This is a genomic window from Paraburkholderia sp. RL17-373-BIF-A (genome assembly GCF_046030175.1).
Classification (GTDB): Bacteria; Pseudomonadota; Gammaproteobacteria; order Burkholderiales; family Burkholderiaceae; genus Paraburkholderia.
On the sequence record NZ_JARESO010000034.1, the window covers coordinates 66219 to 84841 of the forward strand.

Below are 18623 nucleotides of genomic sequence, written 5' to 3' on the forward strand. Positions count from 1 at the left end.
ATGCTTACTTCGTGACCAGATCGCACGGCGTTTCCACCACGCCGGACAGATCCGCCTGCTTCTTGTGTTCGCTGAGCGCCTTCAGCGCGGTGTCGATGCCGAACACGGCCTGCTTGGCGGCGTACTGATCCGCCGTGGCGAGCACGCGGCCGTCCTTGAGCATCGGCTTGATCGCGTTGATGTTGTCGTAGCCGACCACCAACACCTTGCCCTGCTTGCCTGCCGCGCGCACGGCGGAGACCGCGCCGATCGCCATGTTGTCGTTGCCGGCGAGGAGCGCCTTCAGATTCGGGTATTCGTTGAGCATGGCCGACGCCACCGCGTTGCCCTTGTCGATCTCCCATTCACCCGATTGCACCGAGACGACCTTGGCGCCCACCTTCTGCATCGCGTCCTTGAAGCCGGCGGTGCGCTGCTGCGCGTTGGTGGTGGTCGACACGCCTTCGATGATGCCGACCTCGTCGCCCGCCTTGAGCTTCTTCGCCAGGTAGTCGCCGACCTTCTGCGCGCCCTTGCGGTTATCCGGTCCGACGAACGGCACATTCAGGTCCTTCGACTTGAGCACGTCCGGGTCGAGCCGGTTGTCGATGTTCACGACGATGATGCCCGCGTCCACCGCCTTCTTGACGACCGGCACCAGCGCTTTCGAATCGGCCGGCGCGAGCACGATCGCGTCGACCTTGGAGACGATCATCTGTTCGACGATGCGGATCTGGTTCGCGGTATCAGTCTCGTCCTTGATGCCGTTGGTGATCAGGTCGAACTGCGACGGGTTGTGCTTCTGATAGTCCTTCGCGCCGGTCTCCATGGTCAGGAAAAACTCGTTGGCGAGCGACTTCATCACCAGCGCGACCTTCGGCTTATGAGCGGGCGCGCTCTGCGCGTACGCGGACGAAAACGGCAAGGCGGCGGTAGCGGTGGCGAGGACGGCGGCCACCAGGATGCGGCGACGAATGCGTTGGCTCATGCATATCTCCAGGGTCTGTCAGGCTCGCAACGGAGCCTTATTTTTAATTAGTGCGCAAACGTTTGCGAGGCCCATTCTCAGCGCAGTCCATTCCGATTGTCAACGATGCGCGGTGTTGCAGTGCATCGGCGCGCGGCGATGCGCTGGCGTGCTGTGCGCCCGGTCGAATCGGAGCGGCGCGCTGTTGTAGCGGGCCGGCAGGCGGCGTATGGCAAAGGGTTCCTCGCTTGGTCCGTGCGTAGCAGATTTGCCGCCGGCTGCAAGATCAACGGCCGGCGGGCCGCCTATGCTGGACTTTTATTGCGCGCGGTGCAAGCGTGGAGAACGCCGGACGGTCAGCGGGTGGGTTTGCTGCGGGCGCGCTGTTGCTCAGTCCGGACAGTTTGAGCGGATGGATGGCGGCGCCGACGGACGCCGCCCTGCCCGCTCATCAAAGCCAGCCGACCTTGCGGAAGCGCCAGTACAGCACCAGGTCGACGGTCAGCATGACCGCGAGACAGATCGGATAGCCGTACTTGTAGTGCAGCTCCGGGATGGTCTGGAAGTTCATCCCGTAGATGCCGGCGATCATGGTCGGCACCGCGAACAGCGCCGCGAACGAGCCGAGCCGTTTGGTCACCTCGCTCTCGGCCAGCGAAATCATGCCGAGGTTGACCTGCACGGCGGTGACGACCATTTCGCGCCGCCCGTCGATGATCCTGACGATCCGCTCGAGGTGGTCGTAGACATCGCGGAAGTACGCCTGCATGCCCCCGCAGACGCTCGGAATCCGGCCGCCCGTCAGTTTGCTGATTGCTTCCTGCAATGGCGCGATATGGTGCTGCAGAATCACGAGGCGCCGTTTCAACGAATACAGATCCTGGATGATCGCGCGCGACGCCGCCGAATTGTTGCGGTCGAAAATGCGGTCTTCGAGCGCTTCGATCTCGGTGTTCAACGCCTCGATGATCGGGAAGTAACGATCGACGATATCGTCGGCGAGCGCATACAGCACGAACGCCGCGCCTTCCTTGAGCAGTTGCGGCTCGCGCTCGCAGCGGGCGCGCACGTTCTGAAAGCCGATGCGCGTGCCGCGCCGCACCGACAGCACATAGTTGCTTCCCACGAACACGTCGACTTCGCCGATCAGCAGTTCGCCCTCTTCGTCCATTTCCACCGTGTGCATCACGGCGAACAGCGACTCGCCGTACTCCTCGATCTTGGGACGCTGATGGCCGTTCTGCGCATCTTCGATCGCGAGTTCATGCAGGCCGAACTCGTGTTTCATCACGGCCAGCTCGCCCGGGCCCGGGTCCTTTAGCGCCACCCAGACAAAACACTCGGGCCGCGCCACGTAGTCGCTGATGCTATCGATGTCGATGTCTGCCAGCTTCCGGCCGTCCTGATAGGCGGCGCAATTGATCAGCATGTTTGGATTACCTTGAAAACGGAACAGAGCGGCCCGACGCTTACGAAACGTAAGCCTGGCGGCGCATCTGCAGGAACGGATTGGCGTTAGCCGCCATGTTAAGGGCTATGCGCGCCGCTCATGTATCGAATTGTTAAGCCGCGCGGACGCCGTGCGCAACGCCCGCGAGACAGAGCACGCTATTGCGCGACCCGCCGCAGCGCGATACGGTGATCGTCGCCGAACGTGACCGAGGCGCGGTTCGTGTAGCGCGTATCGGCCGTCACCGTGAAGCGCATTTCGACGACCGGATCGAACTGCGTCGACACGGCGATGCGATGCACGCCCGGACTCAGATAGAAGACCACGTGCTCGCCGTTCATCAGGTCGGTGACCCGTTCGCCGTCGATATACACCAAGGCATCGCGAAAGCGGACGATCACGTCGCGCGAACGCTCACGGCGGACATCCACGGCGACGAGCCCCGTCCCCGCCTCTGTGTAGCCTGGCTGGACGATGCGCGCGGCCGGCACCGGCTTGAATGGAACCGGCTCGGCGGGTGTCGAGGCGCAGCCGGCGAGCACGCCGAGGCTCGGCGCGGCACGCGCGCCCAGCTTCGCCAATACGACCCACGTGGCTTGACGGTGACGGTCCGGACGCGTCGGCATGCTGGGTCTCCCGTGTTGTTGGTTGTGGTCTTGCTCGTGTGCTTCTTCTTGCTGATCGGTATGCGGGACGATGCCTGGCCGTCCTGATCGCTGCCGTTCATTGCACCCGCTCAACCTTTGCCATGCATGATAGCAATGCGCGGTCGTTCTGCCAGCCTGGCCGATCGGACGACCCCGCGGCCTCTTGCATGGCGCCGCGTTCTTCTTCATGATCGCTGCAAAGGGCCGTTCCGTGGGCTGCTGCGCGTTGTGTTCCCGTTGCGGATTTACCCTCGGTTCCAGCGCATGCCACTTTGCCTGCGGACATGCCGGCTTCACTGTACGAGCTATGCGCCACGCTTCGGGGCCGGCCTTGCTGGACATACGACCAAGGAGTCTGCAATGTGGTATTTCACCTGGATTCTCGGCATCGGCGTAGCGTTGGGCTTCGGCATCATCAACGTGATGTGGCTGGAAGCCGGCGGCAAGTTCGCGCGTGACCCGGAGCGCGCCGGCGCCGCACCCGCCACGCCCGAGGACACGCCTTCGTGACCCATCTGGTTTTCTTCTGCGGCCACGCGGGCACGGGTAAGACCACGCTCGCGAGAAAGCTGCTCGGCCCGTTGATGAAAGCGAGCGCCACGCCCTTCTGCCTGCTCGATAAAGACACGCTCTACGGCGGCTACAGCGCGGCCGCGATGGCCATGCTGACCGGCGACCCGAACGACCGCGACAGCCCGCTGTTTCTGCAGCATCTGCGCGATCCCGAGTATCGCGGCCTGCTCGATACCGCCCGCGACAATCTCGAACTCGGCGTCAGCGCGATGGTGGTCGGGCCGCTCTCGCGCGAAGTGCGCGAGCGGCGTTTGTTCGATCGCGCGTGGCTGGGGGTCGCTGCGGACGTGGTACTACGGGTCGTGTGGGTCTATACGTCGGAAGAGACGGCGCGGCAGCGGATCCTCGCGCGCGCCAATCCGAACGACGCATACAAACTCGCGCACTGGGACGAGTATCGGCAGCGCCGTTTCGTGCCCAGTGGCGATATCTGCGGCGATCTGCTGATGTTCGACAATACCGCGCCTACTTCGGCGGATCATGAAACCCTGCTCGCGCGCATCGTGGGCGAGCCGCAGGCGGCGACGATCATGCCGCCGGTACCTGTGTAGCAGCGGCGTCAATAAAAAACGCCCCGAATGTCGGGGCGTTTCCTCGGCTCTCTGCGAAGCCGTCTTTGCTGCTCGCGGCAGACGTTTCATGCCTGCTGCCGCCTTGTCGCACGGCCCTCGATGCCGGTCCTTCAGACAGTAGCCATCGTCTCCAGCGACTGTCCTTCGTACAGCTGGCCGAAGCGGTTCGCGAGGAAGTCGCGCAGCGACACCTGCTCCTGGCGCACGAAGCCCTTCTGCGGCAGCTTCTGTTCACGGAACAGATCGAGCACCGCGCACATCGCGCCGGCCGTGGTGATCTGGATCGCGCTCATCGGCACGCCGCACACCGTCTTCGCGAAGATCTTGCGGGTGAACACTTCCTGCACCAGTTGACCGTCGCGCATGCCGCTCACCGTGATGAACACCAGCACCACGTCTTGCGCGGTGGACGGCACCGAACGGCGCATGATGTTCTTGAGCGTGTCGCGGTCGCTGGCAAGACGCAGGTCTTCGAGCAGGAACTGCATCAGGTTGCGGTGGCCCGGATAGCGCACCGACTTGTAGTCGAGCGACTCGACCCGGCCCGACAGCGTTTCGCACAGCGTGCCGAGGCCGCCGGAGGTGTTGAAGGCTTCGTATTCGGTGCCGTCGAGCGAGAAATGTTCGAGGCCTTCGAGCGGCTGCACCCACTGCGTGCGGCTGTCGCGGATCGCTTCGCACGGCTGGCAGTACTCGTTGATCAGACCGTCGACGCTCCACGTCAGGTTGTATTTCAACGCGTTGGTCGGGAATTCCGGCAGCGCGCCCACGCGCATCTTGACGTCGCGGATTTCCGTGAAGCGGTTCGCCAGTTCATGCGCGGCGATGCCGATGAAGCCCGGCGCAAGACCGCACTGCGGCATGAAGGCGTGATCGGCGTCGTCGGCGATCGCGCGGATCGCATGGGTGGCGCGCACGTCTTCCGTCAAATCGAAGTAATGCACGCCCGCGCCCTTGGCCGCCGACGCCACGTTCACCGCGAGGTAGTACGGCAGCGCATTGACCAGCGCGTCGAAACCTTGCACGGCGGCGCGCAGCGCGGCGGCATCGGCGGAATCCACACGGCGGGTCGGAATACCCTGGGCGGCAAGTTTGTCGAGCGCGTGCTGGTCGCGGTCGAACGCGACGACGTCGTAGTCGCCGGTTTCGCGCAACATGTGAGCGATGGTGTGACCGATCAAACCTGCACCAACGATGGCTATTTTCATTGCGCTTCTCCTTTATCGACCGATGTCAGCGCTTTAGCGCTTACTCCGGTCCCATTTTGTGTGCTGTCTCCAGCTTGGGAAGTGCGCTGCGCTCGTGGCGCGGCGCCCGGCGGGCTGAACCCTTGAGCAACAGTTTAGGGAGAAGCAAAAACAGTTCATACGCGCAAAATGCTGCGCTATGACCATGAACTTCGACGTTATGACGAACTTTTTAGTCGATATGTCTGAAAGTTATCAAAACGGCGTAAACGCGGAGTGGCGCTCACACCATGCCGCGATCGATCTTGCGCGCGAGGATGATCGAAGTCGTGGTCCTCTCCACGCCTTCAAGGCCGCCGATCTGGTCGAGCAGATCGTTCAGGCGATCGGGCGAATCGGCACGCAGCCACGCGACGTAATCGAACTCGCCGCTCACCGCGCACAGCAACTGCACCTCGGGCATCTTGCCGAGGCGCTTCTGCACAGCCGGCCCATGCTTCGGCGCGATGATGATGCCGACGTAAGCCACGATGCTCGAGTCGAGCACGTCCTGGCCGAGCCGCACGCTGTATCCGGCGATCACATTGCTGCGTTCGAGCCGTGCGATGCGCGCGATCACCGTGGTGCGCGCCACGCCGAGCTGACGAGCGAGATTGGCAACGCTCTCGCGAGCGTTGGTTTGCAGCAGCGCAACGAGGTTGCGGTCGAGGTCGTCGAGTTGGTCGAGGCGCGGAGGTCTCATCGAGAGAAAAGGAAGTGGCTCAGATGAGGCGGATTATCGCGCGTCTTCCGCGGCAAATGGAGAAGTCACCCAACCCAACCGCCTTGAACATCATCATGAGCGAAATGGCGGGCGTTGCGCGCGTCACGGAGCATCGCATGGGCCGCCGCTTTTATGCACCGAACCGCTCGATCACGAAATCGATGAAGCTGGTGAGCTTGGGCGTGGCGCGCCGATCGCGCGGATACAACAGATGGACCGGCGCGCCTTCGGGCAAATAATCTTCCAGTACCGACACCAACTCGCCGCTGGCAATCTCCCTGGCAAGCAGCGCCTCCGGCTGCAACACCAGCCCGAAGCCGTGCAACGCGGCCACCTTGAGCGCCTGGCCGTTGTTCGCGCGAAAGCGGCCGGCGCGCAACTGACACTCGGTCGCGCTCTCGCCACCGAGGCGCCACAAACCTTCGCGGCCCCAATGCAGAAAGCCCAGGCATTCATGCTGCACGAGATCTTCCGGCGTGCGCGGCGTACCGGCGCGCGCCAGATACGCCGGCGACGCACACGCGCGCATCCGGTACGCCTTCAACGGCCGCGCGACGAAACTCGAATCAGGCAACTGGCCGATGCGCACCGACGCGTCGAAGCCCTCTTCCACCAGGTCGATCATACGGTTCGACAGATCGAGTTCGAGCGTGATGTCGGGCCAAGCGGTGAGGAACTCGGTCATCGCCGGGGCGAAGACTTCGACGCCATAGGTGAGCGGCACCGTCACCTTGAGCACGCCGCGCGGCGCGGCGGCCATCGCCTCGGCGAGCGACTCCGCATCCTTGACGTCGGCCAGGATGCGCCGGCATTGCTCGTAATACTGCCGGCCGATCTCCGTCAGACTTTGCCGACGTGTGGTACGCGTCAACAGCCGCGTGCCGAGCCGCGTTTCGAGCGAACGGATATGCTTGCCCACCATCGCCGACGATATGTCGAAGCGCTCGGCCGCGGCCGTCAGGCTGCCCGCCTCGACCACGGCGACGAAGATCTCCATGCTGACGAATTTATCCACCCGCTATTTCCTGTTCGTTTCGGTTGTAAGCGTTTGTCGCATAAGAGCCGCATTGTAGGGATATCGTGATACTAATAGCGGCGACGGCAAAGTGGGCAGCCGGCCGCCGTGCATAATCATGACCCGCGCATGACCACTGCATGACGGGCCGCTCGCACGCGAGCCTTGTCCCAATTCGAATAGACATCAGGAGTTTCGATGAAAAAAGCACTGGTAATGCTGGCCACCGCAGTCGCCATGAGCGGCGCGTTCGCACAAACACCCGCGCCGGCGTCGGCACCGGTGAGCGCCGCTTCCGCACCCGCCGGCAAGGCCGGCCACGAGCGCAACGTCGAAGACCGCATCGCCTACCTGCATTCGCAACTGAAGATCACCTCGGCGCAGGAATCGCAGTGGAACACGTTCGCCGACGTGATGCGCAGCAACGGTCAAACGATGGGCCAGTTGTTCCAGCAACGCCGGGCCGCCACTAACGTGTCGGCGCTAGACGACATGAAGCAATACGCGACGATCGCGCAAGCGCATGCGGACGGCATGAAGAAGCTCGTCGATGCGTTCGATCCGCTGTACAACAGCTTCTCGCCGGAACAGAAGAAGCTGGCTGACGTGACGTTCCATCAGCCGGGCGGCGTGGAAGGCCACGGTCATCATGGCAAAGGCAAGGGCAAAGGCGGCAAGTCCGCGCCGGCCCCGGCAAGCGACGCCACGGTAAAGCCGTAAGCGTAAGAAACCGCCGGCGCGCAGCGCGGATTTGCCGCGCGGCGCGCCGGTTTTTTTTGCCATGGGCGGCGGCATATGGCCGCGTTCGCCGAGCGCGTCGATCGTGTCGCCGACAGACGATCCGCGCCGCCGTCCATCGCAAAAGAAGCCGGTCGCCAGATGCATCTGGCATGATGCGAGTCGTACGCGGTCCGAACACTCGAAGTCCGGCGCCGCCGTAAAACTCTCCACACCTGCCCGCTTCATGACCGAACTGAAAAATCTCGACCTGAGTCAAGACGCCAACGCCCGCCGTGTCGTCAAAGATGAAACGGTCAGCGTCGAATTCGCCGCCGCCGAAGGCGAACTGATGAGCCTCGAAGGCCCGAACCGCTATGTCCGCGGCGACGCGCTGATCACGGGCTCGACGGGCGACCGCTGGGTCGTTTCGCGCGAACGCTTCGACGCCAAATACGTTCCCGCCGACGCAGCCGTCTCGCACGGCGAAGCCGGCGCGTACCGCAACCGCCCCGCCGTCGTGCTGGCCAAACAGATGCATGAAGCGTTCACGCTCGCGCGCTCGGCAAACGGCGGCGACGTGCTGCGCGGCGCCGCCGGCGACTGGGTCATGCAATACGCGCCGGGCGACTACGGCGTGGTGCAAGCCGCCCGCTTCGCGAAGGTCTACCGGCTCGCCGATTGAGCCGTATCCGCCAGTGCATTAAGCGAACTCGTCGCCGAGATCCACGGTGACATCGCGCGGCACCGCTTCGCCGTTCGCATACTGCTCCTCGAGCGAACCGATGCTCGCTCCGACATACGCGCGCAACACCGCGAAACTGCGGCCGCGCAGCCGCGCCGGCAGCGCGCGATAACGCGCCAACGCGGTCGGCGCGATCACCACGGTCATCACGATACGGCGCGCGGTCGCGCCGAAACGCATCGCCACCCAGTGAATCGCCAGCGTTGGCGTGCCGTCTTCCGCGGCGCGCTGGATGAACTGCGTCTGCTCGGGAAACAGATCGCTGATGACGCGCGCCAGCTCCTCGAACTCGGGGTTGGCGCAGTCGTATTGATAAGCTTCTTCCATTGAAGTGTGCCGAAAGGGTGGCCTCGAAAAGAGGCCGATTGTAGAGAACGGTCGACAGTTCAAAGTGACGCGCGCATCATGCGGCGCCGTCAAGTGCGGCCGTCATGCGGGCACCGCGGGACGCCTGAACGCCCGGAACAGCAACCCCGTCACGATCACCGCTCCCACGGCATACACGGCGTCCACCGCGGCGAGCGGCACGAGTTGCGCCTGGAACAACGCGGCGGGCACATCCACCAGCGCATGCAGCGCAATCGCGAGCGGCAGGATGCCGCGCCAGCCGGCTCGCAAGCCACGCCACATCAACACCGACAAGCCGATCTGGAACACCAGCGCGGCCACGCGTTCGAGCGCGAAAATGCCGGCGGTCTGCGGCGTCATGCTGGCGAGAATCAGGTGGATGCGCATCACCGCATCGGTTGGCAGATTGCTGAGATAGCCGTCCAGTTCGCCGCGGTTTTCGAAGACCGCGAACAGGATCCATTGAATCTGCACCAGCACGCCGACGAGCCACGCTTCGGCGCCACCGTGGCCGAGGCCGTAGGTCAGCGCGGTGCCATCGTTCGTTCCCGCCGCGAGCGATGTCGAGCCCGACTTCGCCGCCGCGCGCTTGAGCAACAGCCGCATGCCGATGAACCGCCCCACTTCCTCGCAAATACCCGCGGCCAGCGCGCCGTACACCACGAAGGCGAGCGGATTCGACAGGAAGCTCGCGGTCGCTTCGTTCCGATGCAGCACGTAGTCGTTCAGCGCGCGCTCGATCACCATGGCGAACAGCGCGAATACGGCGATGCCGGTGATGGCGTCACGCGGCTTGAGCGCGAGCGGACGGCGCAGACGGCGGTAGATCAGAAAGGGTAATGCGGCGACGAGCAGCGTCGCGACGGCGAGGCTCGAGAGGGTAAGCGGTGCAACAACCATGAGTTTCCTTGCGATGTCCGGCGCGCACCCGCTGCGCGCCGCAGCCCGAATGATCGCAGATCGGCGAGAATTCAGCGCAAAGTGGAGGCGCGAACGATCAATTCGCCCGGCAAAAGGCAGTCGCGCGCGGTGGTCTGAACGCCTTCGATGCGTTCGTGCAGGAACTCGACCGCGCGGTAGCCGATCTCGTAAGTCGGCTGGCGGATCGTGGTGACGCCGGTCAATTCGGCCCATTCGGGGTCGTCGATGGAAAGCAGCGCGACGCGGGCTTGCCAGTCGGCGCCGTAGCGCGCTTTCAGATGCAAGGCGAGACACAGCGCGACGGGCGCGTTGGCCGCGAACAAGGCGACGCGCGCGGCGTTGCCCGTGGCGCCGGCGTCGCGCGTGTGGGCGGACGCGTCGATCGCGCGGTCCAGTTCGGCGAGGCTGCGCTCGACGTCGACGGCATCCGCGAGATTCAGCACTAGCGTGTGACCGCGTGCGGCGCCGTTCCCACCCTGCTCGCTCATCGCCTCACGAAAAGCCGCTTCGCGCAATTGCCGCGAGCTCACCTGCTCAAAAGGCTGAACGACGAACCAGATATCGTCGAAACCATTGTCCAGCAGATGCCGCGTACCGAGTTCGGCCGCCGCCCGGTTGTCGAGACCGACCATATCCGCGACGAGCCCATCCACCGAACGGTCCACCAGCACCGCCGGAATCCCGCCGCCGCCCACCGGTCGCAGCGTCTCCTCGCGCACGCCGAGCGCGTTGACGATCACGCCTTCCACGCGGTACGTGGTGAGCAGTTGCAGGTAGCGCCGCTCCATCTCGACTTCGTTCGCCGCATGGCAGATCAGCGGCATCAGGCCGAGCGCGTGGCATGCCGCTTCCACGCCTTGCAGCACTTCGACCGTGTAGGGATTCGTCAGGTCGGCGAGCAGCATGCCGATCAGGCGGTTGCGGCCACGCTTGAGGCCGCGCGCCATCTGGTTGGGCTGATAGTCGAGGCGCGCAATCGCGGCCTCGATACGCTCGCGCAGTTCAGGCGACAGCACGCTCATCTCGCCGTTCAGATAGCGCGAGATGCTGGTCTTGCCCGTGCCGGCTTCGCGCGCGACGTCGGTGATGGTCGCGCGGCGCGGCGTGGCCTGCGGCGTCGTGCTCATCGGCTGCTCGTGGATTGGCTCATCAATCGGCTCATCAATCGGCTCACTGAGCGCCTCACTTGGCGAGAACGTCGCGGTTGACGATATTGCTGGTCAGCGTGCCGTCGAGCGCGGCGACCAGGTTCTCCGCCGCATTGCGCGCCATCGCGTGACGGGTTTCAAGCGTCGCCGAACCGATATGCGGCAACGCGACCACATTCGCGAGTTTCAGCAGCGGCGAGTCGGCCGGCAGCGGTTCGGTCTCGAACACGTCGAGACCGGCGCCGTGGATCGTGCCGTTCCGCAGCGCTTCAATCAGCGCCTTTTCGTCGACGGTCGCGCCGCGCGAGGCGTTGATCAGGATCGCGCTCTTCTTCATCGACTTCAACTCAGCCGCGCCGATCATGTGCTTTGTCTCCGGCGTCAAAGGCACTTGCAGGCAAACGAAGTCAGACACGGCGAGCAGTTCCGCCAACTCGACGCGCCGCGCGCCATACATCTCTTCGGCCTGCGGGTTCGCGCTGCGATTGGTGTACAGCACCTTCATGTTGAAGCCGAGCGCCGCGCGCCGCGCCACCGCGCCGCCGATCCGCCCGAGCCCGACGATACCGAGCGTCTTGCCCTGCACGTCGACGCCGAACTGAGCCGGGCCGATGCTGTGCTGCCAATGCCCCGCCTTCACCCACTCGGCGAGTTCGACCACGCGCCGTGCCGACGCGAGGATCAGCGAGAACACCGTGTCCGCGGTGGACTCGGTCAACACGTCCGGCGTGTGCGCGAGCACGATGCCGCGGCGCGTGAGGTCCGCCACGTCGAACTGGTCGAAGCCAACGGAGATGGTCGAGAGCGCTTTGAGCCGCGTCGCGCCTTCGAGCATCGCCGGCGTGATTTTCACGCTTGAACCGATGCCGCCGTCCGCATCTTTCAACGCGGCCACGAACGTGTCGTGCTGCGTGGCATCGACCTGCACGACTTGCGCATGCTGTTGCAGATACGCGAGCACATCTTCGGGCAGCGACTTCCAGGCGACGATCTTCTTCATCAGCTTATTTTCCTGGCAACGGGGTGACGAGCGGCGGGCGCATTGTTCTGCGCTTGCGGCTGCGGTTTGACGATCAGCGTCAGAATTACGGCGGCGATCAGCGCCACGCTCATGAAAGCATACGACGCCGCGGGCGAACCGGTCGCACCGTTCAGATAGCCGACCACATACGAGCCGACGAACGAACCGAGCGCGCCCATGCTGTTGATCAGCGCCATCGCGCCGCCCGCGACGTTCTTCGGCAGCAGCTCCGGCACGATCGCGAAGAACGGGCCATACGGCGCGTACATCGCGGCGCCGGCGATCACCAGCAATGCGTACGAGAGCCAGAAATGCGTGGAGCCGAGCGCGTACGAAGCCGCGAACGCCACCGCGCCGACCAGCAGGAACGGCCACACGAATACTTTACGGCGATTGAGTTTATCCGATGCCCACGAAGCTGCAAGCATCGCGATGGTCGCGGCGAGGTAAGGCAGCGCCGAGAGCCAGCCGGTTTCGACCATGCCGAGCGTCGAACCGTTCTTCAGAATCGACGGCAGCCACAGCACGAAACCATACACGCCGATGCTCCAGCAGAAATACTGCGCGCACAGCTTGATCACCGCGGGCGTTTTGAACGCGTCGCTATAGTTGCGCACGGGTTTGATCGCGGCCTGCTCGGCGCGCAGCGTTTCGGCGAGGTCGTCCTTTTGCTGCTGCGTGAGCCACGACACCTGCTGCGGCTTGTCCTGCACGATGAACCACCAGCACACGGCCCAGAGAATCGCGGGCGCGCCTTCGGCGATGAACATATGCCGCCAGCCGAACGAGTGCACCAGATAGCCCGACACCACCGACATCCACAGCACCGTCACCGGATTGCCGAGAATCAGGAAGGTGTTGGCGCGCGAACGCTCGCTCTTGGTAAACCAGTTGCTGATGAAAATCAGCATGGCCGGCATCACCGCGGCTTCAACCACGCCGAGCACGAAGCGGATCACCATCAGCGACGGGATATTGCTGACCATGCCGGTGAGCGACGCGCAACCGCCCCACAGAATCAGACTCCAGAACACGAGCTTCTTGACGCTGCGGCGTTCCGCGTAGATCGCGCCGGGAATCTGGAAGAAAAAGTATCCGAGGAAGAACAGCGCGCCGATCAGCGACGACAGTCCCTTGCTGATGCCGAGGTCCTGGTTGATGCCGGCGGCCGACGCGAAACCGAAGTTCGCGCGGTCCAGATAAGCGAGGCTGTAGGTGATGAATACGATCGGCATGATCGTCCACCAACGGCGAATCGCAAGCGATGAGGTCATGGGGTGTCTCCTTGGACGGCTTCCCGAAACAATGATGAACGGTCATGGGGCGCTCTGTTCGAGCGCTCTTGCTGTTATCGAGGCAGCTTGACGGAACGCGGCCGGTTGCGGACCTCGCTCGCGGATCTTCAGGCCGCGGCCGCGATGGACGGCGCACCGGCCGCTTCCAGCGCGTCGAGTTCGGCACGGCTCGGCAGTCCTTCCGAATCGCCGATCACCTGAATCGCCAGCGCGCCGATGCGGTTGCCGCGCGCCACGGCTTGCGGCAGCGACTTGCCTTCCAGCAACGCGCTCACCACGCCGACCGCGAAACCATCGCCCGCGCCGACCGTGTCCACGACTTTCGCAACCGGCTGGCCGGCGATCACGGCGGCATCGTCAGCGGTGCGGAAGTACGCGCCCTGCGCGCCGAGCTTGATGATCACGCCGCGCGCGCCTTGATCCAGATAGAACTTCGCGATGTCCTCCGGCTGCGTGTAGCCGGTCAGAATCTCGCCTTCGCCGATGCCGGGCAGCACCCAGTCGGCCAGCGCGGCGAGCGCGTTCAGGCCTTCGACCATCGCGGCGCGCGACGGCCACAGCGTCGGACGCAGGTTCGGGTCGAAGGAAATCGTCTTACCGGCGGCACGCATTTCGCGCGCCAGATGGAACGCGAGTTCGCGCGAGGTCGCCGAAATCGCGGGCGCCACGCCGGTCAGATGCAGATGACGCGCCGGCAGCACATAGTCCGCCGAGTAGTCGGCCAGCGACAGATGGCTCGCTGCCGAACCCTTACGGAAATACTCGATCGCCGGGTCGCTGCCGTCGTCGTTCTTCGACTTCAACTGGAAGCCGGTCGGATAGCGCTCGTCGGTCGTCACGCAGCCCTGGTCGATGCCCTCGTTCGTCAACGTGTCGCGTACGTACTGGCCGAACGAATCGTTGCCGACGCGGCTCATCCAACCCACTTTGAAGCCGAGGCGCGACAGACCGATCGCCACGTTCAGATCGGCGCCGGCGACGCGCTTCGTGAACTGCCCGACCCCCGCGAGCGGGCCGGTTTCGGCGGCCACGAACATGGCCATCGCTTCGCCGTAGGTGATGACATCGAGTGCTGCGCTTGTCTTGCTCATGCTTCGCTCCTGCGTGATCTCTCTTGCTGCGTGTCTTGCGAGTTTTGCGTGGATGCTTGCCGCTTACCGTTCGCCGCGTGCTGCTTGCCGCGTGCTGTCTCCGGTGTCGCTGCCTTCTCTCAGGTCCTGCTGCCGCTCACGCGACGGCCAGCCATGCGACGTAATGCGCCGCGTCCGTGTCGACACGGCTCGTATCGAACGGAAACTCGATGCCGCGCGGCACATGACGCGGCAGCTTATCGAGCACCGCGGCGAACTGCGTATCGTCGGCGGCCGGGGCGGCGGGAAAGCGTCGTGCGCCCTCGCCCATCGTCGTCTTGCAATGGATGTATTCCACATGCGCCGCCAGCGGCGCGGCGGCCTCGAGCGGCGCTACCTCGCGCCAGGCCCAGTTGCCGATGTCGAAGGTCATGCCGAGCACGTCGGCGTGACCTTCGCGCGCCAGCGCGTCGAACAGGCCCGTGAACTGCGCGAGCGAACCGCCCTCGGCCAATTGCCCGTTTTCGACGACGAGCCGCAATTGCGCGCAGCGCATGTGATCGGCGATCACAGTGGCATTGGCGTCGGCGGCGAAACCGCCGAGCTGCAACTTGACGAAGCGCGCGCCGAGCGCAAGCGCCTCTTCGATCGAGAGGCGCAACGCGTCCGCATCGAGCTTGCCCTGCGCCGTGTACAGCGCAGCCGGCGTGGAGTAGACGGACCACAAGCCCAGTTCCGCGATCTGCTTGCCGAGCGCGCGCAGGTTGTGCGGAGCGGCGTCGGTTTCGTCGGCGAACAGTTCGCGGCGCACTTCGAAACCCGCCGCGCCGGCCTGCTTGCTCGCTCGCGCCCACTTCAGATGACCGTCCGTGCGGACCGCGTCCATCCCGAATGCGCTTGCGACGATCACCACGTCCACTGCGTCAGCCATGTCGAATTTACTCAAATCTGTTTCTTGATCAGCATTTGGAACCGGTTCCAAACACACTTCGAAAAAAAACGCCGAGGCGCTTGCGATGCCCGAATACTCGCCGAGCCCGCCGACATGCACCATAGTGGAAATCCCCAGGCGCGGTTGGCACGGCGCTCGGACCTCGAGCCTCAAGGTCCCTCGGCTAGACACAGTGCGAGAAACTGCTCCACGACCCGCGATGGCGCGCTCGCATGGGGCACCAGGATCGACAGCCGCCGCGTGAGCGGCTCCGGGCTGAGCGACAGCAGGCACAGCGCGCGGTCCTCGTGCCGCATCGACATCGCCGACACGAAGCCGATGCCCATACCCGCCCGCACCGCTTCCTTCACGCCTTCGACGCCGGCAATCTCCAGCGCCACGCGCATCGGCACACCCGCCCGCGCAAACGCCCGCTCGACGATCTGCCGCACGCCCGAGCCTGCCTCGCGCAACACCAGTGGATGCTCGCCGAAGGCCGCCAGGTCTGCGGGGCCGCCGTCGCCCAACTGCGCCAACGGATGCGAGCGCGGCATGATCGCGACGATCTCGTCTTCGCGCCACGCATGCACCGCCGTGTCTGGCGGCAGATCCACGCCGACCGGCCCCTCGATCATCGCGATGTCCACCGAATCCAGCGCACCGACGATCTCCGTGGTGTTGCCGTCAGCGGTATGCAGCGTCACGTCCGGATAGCGGCGATGGAAGTCGGCGATCAGATACGGCAGCAAATAGCTTGCGGGCGTGGTGCTCGCGCCGATCCGCAAGGTGCCCTGCTCCAGGCCGCGCAAGGCGTCGCGGTACGCATGCGCCTGCCGCCAGGTGTCGCGCAGCCGCGTGGCGTAGCTGGCGAGTTGCTCGCCGGCAGGCGTGAGGCGCACGCCACGGCCGTCGCGCTGATACAGCGGCTCGCCGAATTCGTCCTGCAACTGCCGCAACTGGCCGGACACGGCGGGCTGCGACAAATGCAGCGCCACAGCCGCCCGGCTGATATTGCGATGCTCGGCGACTGCAGCGAACGTTATAAGTTGGTCTGGGGTCATGACGGTCAAAGTATCAGCTCAGGCGATACCTTACATTCTAAATCATGATTTTTCATATCGATATATCTAATTTAGGATTAGCCCATCGAATCTTAGTCAGTCACAGAAAAGGGCTGTTCCATGTCCACCGCTCATCTCACCGCCGCCAGTACGACGCCTGCCGGGTTTTCCACCCGCGGGCAACTCAACGGCATTCTGTTCGTCGCGCTGTTTGCCGCTGCCGTCACGCGCATCGCCGCGATTCCCGCCATTGCCGGACTGGGCTTGAGCCCGCTGATCGTCGGCATCGTGGCCGGCGCCATTTATGGCAACGCGCTGCGCGACGGCATGCCCGCCAGTTGGGCTGCCGGCGTCAATTTTTCGGCGCGCAAGCTGTTGCGCATCGCCGTGGCCTTTTTCGGGCTGCGCGTGAGCCTGCAGGAAATCGCTCAGGTCGGCGTGCCCGGCCTCGCGGAATCCGTCCTGATCGTGGTCAGCACCCTCGTGATCGGTACGTGGGCCGGCATGAAAATCATGAAGCTCGACCGCGACACCGCCTTGCTAACCGCCGCGGGCAGCGCGATCTGCGGTGCCGCCGCCGTGCTCGCCTTCGAGTCGACGCTGCAATCGAAGCCGCACAAAAGCGCGATGGCCGTGGGCAGCGTGGTGCTGTTCGGCACGCTCTCGATGTTCCTTTACCCGGTTCTGTTCAAGGCAGGCTGGCTGCATCTGGACACGGTCGGCGCGGGCCTCTTTTTCGGCGGCACGATCCATGAAGTGGCGCAGGTGGTCGGTGCGGCCAGCAACGTGAGCCCGGAAGCGACGCATATCGCCACCATCGTCAAGATGACCCGCGTGATGTTGCTGGTGCCGGTGCTGCTGGTGGTCGGCATGTGGGTGAACCGCTCGGCGCGCCGCGATTCGGCTGCGGGCGGCATGGACGGCGCCCACGGCAACGCGCCGCGCAAGCTGGCGATTCCCTGGTTCGCGCTCAGCTTCCTCGCCTTCGTCGTGATCAACTCGCTGCATGTGCTGCCGGAAAGCGCGACCAGCACGCTCAACATGCTGGACACCTTCGCGCTGACCATGGCCATGACCGCGCTCGGCATCGAAACACGCATTTCGCAAATCCGTCAGGCCGGCCCTCGCGCACTGACCACGGGCTTCATCCTGTATGTGTGGCTGATTGCCGGCGGACTGGGTATTACATGGACCGTCCAGCACCTGTTCGGCTAAGCCGCCCTCGCCTTCACACCCACCCCGCCGCGTGCGGGGTTTTGCGCATTCTGGAGACCCATCCGTCGCGCTCGCGCGGCATACTGGTTGCTGGCGTCGTCAGCTCATGCAGCATGCTTGCGCGGCCCGCTTCTGCGCGCCGTCTTTGCGTCTGTGTCAATGCAACCGGAATGAGGATCGGTCGATGAGCCTGGAACTTTACTATTGGGATGGCCTGCAAGGCCGCGGCGAATTCGTGCGGCTCGCCCTGGAGGAAGCGGGCGCCGACTACGTGGAAGTGGCGCGCGGCGAACGGTCGGAGGGTCTCGGCACGAACGCGATGATGTCGGTGATGAAGAGCAAGGACGAGCCGTATCCGCCGTTCGCGCCGCCGTTTCTGAAGGACGGCGACCTGGTGATCGCGCAGACCGCCAACATCCTGTTCTACCTCGGCCCGCGGCTGAACCTTGCGCCCACGGTGGAGAGCCTGCGCTATGTAGCCAACGGCCTGCAGCTGACCATCGCCGACATGGTCACCGAAGCCCACGACACGCACCATCCGCTCGCCAGCGCGCTTTACTACGAAGACCAGAAAGACGCCGCCAAAGTGCGCGCGCACGACTTCATCGACAACCGTATTCCGAAATTCATGTCGTACTTCGAGCGCGTGCTCAAACAGAATCCCGCCGGCGATCAGTTCATGGTGGGCGACGCGCTCACTTACGTCGACCTGTCGATGTTCCAGCTGATCGACGGCTTGCTGTACGCGTTTCCGCGCGCGCTCAAGCGTTTCGGCGAACATTACCCGCGGCTCGCCGCCTTGCACGACGCGGTGATCGAGCGGCCCAACATCGCCGCGTACCTGCAGTCCGAGCGGCGCATCGAACACAACGAGGCCTGCATCTTCCGGCACTACCCTGAACTCGACAAGGCGGCGACTTGAGCCACGCCTTCTTCCCTCGCTCACTCACCGTCTCGCGCCCCCCCGCCAAAGCGGGCGCGATGCTGTTGCCGTGCGC

The 18623-nt window shown here is 64.4% G+C and carries 20 protein-coding genes; 6 read left to right on the forward strand and 14 right to left on the reverse strand.

Going from position 1 to position 18623, the window contains the following annotated elements:
- Positions 1-4 precede the first annotated feature (4 nt).
- The 3 genes from P0D80_RS32400 to P0D80_RS32410 all read right to left on the reverse strand — a co-directional run bounded on the left by P0D80_RS32400 (position 5) and on the right by P0D80_RS32410 (position 3022).
- Positions 5-967 carry a sugar ABC transporter substrate-binding protein gene (locus P0D80_RS32400; protein WP_408180756.1) on the reverse strand — a complete coding sequence of 321 codons (963 nt, stop codon included), beginning with the start codon at positions 965-967 and terminating at the stop codon, positions 5-7.
- Between the two features lie 430 nt (positions 968-1397).
- Positions 1398-2375 carry a magnesium/cobalt transporter CorA gene (gene corA, locus P0D80_RS32405; protein WP_132374233.1) on the reverse strand — a complete coding sequence of 326 codons (978 nt, stop codon included), beginning with the start codon at positions 2373-2375 and terminating at the stop codon, positions 1398-1400.
- Positions 2376-2554: 179 nt separating this feature from the next.
- Positions 2555-3022, reverse strand: coding sequence for a hypothetical protein (locus P0D80_RS32410; RefSeq protein WP_408290026.1), 468 nt, complete (start codon positions 3020-3022; stop codon positions 2555-2557).
- Between the two features lie 381 nt (positions 3023-3403).
- Between P0D80_RS32410 and cydX the strand changes: the two genes are divergently transcribed.
- Entirely contained in the window at positions 3404-3553 is a 150-nt protein-coding gene (cydX, locus tag P0D80_RS32415; protein WP_408180758.1) for a cytochrome bd-I oxidase subunit CydX, read from the forward strand.
- Positions 3550-4167 carry a P-loop nucleotide/nucleoside kinase family protein gene (locus tag P0D80_RS32420; RefSeq protein ID WP_408290029.1) on the forward strand — a complete coding sequence of 206 codons (618 nt, stop codon included), beginning with the start codon at positions 3550-3552 and terminating at the stop codon, positions 4165-4167. Before cydX ends, P0D80_RS32420 begins: the two co-directional genes overlap by 4 nt.
- Before the next feature lie 131 nt (positions 4168-4298).
- On the opposite strand, the gene P0D80_RS32425 is transcribed toward P0D80_RS32420, so the two are convergent.
- The 3 genes from P0D80_RS32425 to P0D80_RS32435 all read right to left on the reverse strand — a co-directional run bounded on the left by P0D80_RS32425 (position 4299) and on the right by P0D80_RS32435 (position 7153).
- The gene (locus tag P0D80_RS32425; RefSeq protein ID WP_132374230.1) at positions 4299-5396 is read right to left on the reverse strand and encodes a saccharopine dehydrogenase family protein; all 1098 of its coding nucleotides are present in this window, start codon (positions 5394-5396) and stop codon (positions 4299-4301) included.
- Between the two features lie 262 nt (positions 5397-5658).
- On the reverse strand, positions 5659-6117 hold the full coding sequence (locus P0D80_RS32430; protein WP_132374229.1) for an Lrp/AsnC family transcriptional regulator: 459 nt from the start codon (positions 6115-6117) through the stop codon (positions 5659-5661).
- 151 nt (positions 6118-6268) lie between these two features.
- Positions 6269-7153, reverse strand: a complete 885-nt coding sequence (locus P0D80_RS32435; RefSeq protein ID WP_408290031.1) for a LysR family transcriptional regulator — start codon at positions 7151-7153, stop codon at positions 6269-6271.
- A gap of 198 nt (positions 7154-7351) precedes the next feature.
- Here P0D80_RS32435 and P0D80_RS32440 point away from each other — a divergent pair, with 198 nt between their 5' ends.
- Together P0D80_RS32440 and P0D80_RS32445 are read left to right on the forward strand one after the other, a co-directional pair.
- Complete coding sequence (locus P0D80_RS32440) at positions 7352-7873, forward strand: Spy/CpxP family protein refolding chaperone (protein ID WP_132374227.1); 522 nt, start codon at positions 7352-7354, stop codon at positions 7871-7873.
- 244 nt (positions 7874-8117) lie between these two features.
- The gene (locus tag P0D80_RS32445; RefSeq protein ID WP_408180762.1) at positions 8118-8555 is read left to right on the forward strand and encodes a PGDYG domain-containing protein; all 438 of its coding nucleotides are present in this window, start codon (positions 8118-8120) and stop codon (positions 8553-8555) included.
- Between the two features lie 18 nt (positions 8556-8573).
- Here P0D80_RS32445 and P0D80_RS32450 read toward each other — a convergent pair whose 3' ends face one another.
- From P0D80_RS32450 to P0D80_RS32485, 8 genes are all read right to left on the reverse strand, one after another.
- A complete protein-coding gene (locus P0D80_RS32450; protein WP_408290033.1) occupies positions 8574-8942 on the reverse strand; it encodes a DUF3022 domain-containing protein in 369 nt (122 codons plus the stop codon).
- Positions 8943-9044: 102 nt separating this feature from the next.
- Complete coding sequence (locus P0D80_RS32455) at positions 9045-9863, reverse strand: YhfC family intramembrane metalloprotease (protein ID WP_408290035.1); 819 nt, start codon at positions 9861-9863, stop codon at positions 9045-9047.
- Between the two features lie 71 nt (positions 9864-9934).
- Complete coding sequence (locus P0D80_RS32460) at positions 9935-11011, reverse strand: LacI family DNA-binding transcriptional regulator (protein ID WP_408290037.1); 1077 nt, start codon at positions 11009-11011, stop codon at positions 9935-9937.
- Positions 11012-11066: 55 nt separating this feature from the next.
- Positions 11067-12032, reverse strand: coding sequence for a 2-hydroxyacid dehydrogenase (locus tag P0D80_RS32465; protein ID WP_408290039.1), 966 nt, complete (start codon positions 12030-12032; stop codon positions 11067-11069).
- The gene (locus P0D80_RS32470) at positions 12032-13327 is read right to left on the reverse strand and encodes an MFS transporter (protein WP_408180767.1); all 1296 of its coding nucleotides are present in this window, start codon (positions 13325-13327) and stop codon (positions 12032-12034) included. The genes P0D80_RS32465 and P0D80_RS32470 overlap by 1 nt, the downstream gene beginning before the upstream one ends.
- A gap of 128 nt (positions 13328-13455) precedes the next feature.
- Positions 13456-14439: a sugar kinase gene (locus tag P0D80_RS32475; RefSeq protein ID WP_408290042.1), complete on the reverse strand. Its 984-nt coding sequence runs from the start codon at positions 14437-14439 to the stop codon at positions 13456-13458.
- Positions 14440-14575: 136 nt separating this feature from the next.
- On the reverse strand, positions 14576-15349 hold the full coding sequence (locus P0D80_RS32480; RefSeq protein WP_408290044.1) for a sugar phosphate isomerase/epimerase family protein: 774 nt from the start codon (positions 15347-15349) through the stop codon (positions 14576-14578).
- 170 nt (positions 15350-15519) lie between these two features.
- Positions 15520-16410, reverse strand: coding sequence for a LysR family transcriptional regulator (locus tag P0D80_RS32485; protein WP_408180770.1), 891 nt, complete (start codon positions 16408-16410; stop codon positions 15520-15522).
- 120 nt (positions 16411-16530) lie between these two features.
- Between P0D80_RS32485 and P0D80_RS32490 the strand changes: the two genes are divergently transcribed.
- Together P0D80_RS32490 and P0D80_RS32495 are read left to right on the forward strand one after the other, a co-directional pair.
- Positions 16531-17625, forward strand: coding sequence for a YeiH family protein (locus tag P0D80_RS32490; RefSeq protein ID WP_408290047.1), 1095 nt, complete (start codon positions 16531-16533; stop codon positions 17623-17625).
- A 184-nt stretch (positions 17626-17809) separates the two neighbouring features.
- Entirely contained in the window at positions 17810-18547 is a 738-nt protein-coding gene (locus tag P0D80_RS32495) for a glutathione S-transferase (protein WP_132374216.1), read from the forward strand.
- The last annotated feature ends 76 nt before the right edge of the window (positions 18548-18623 follow it).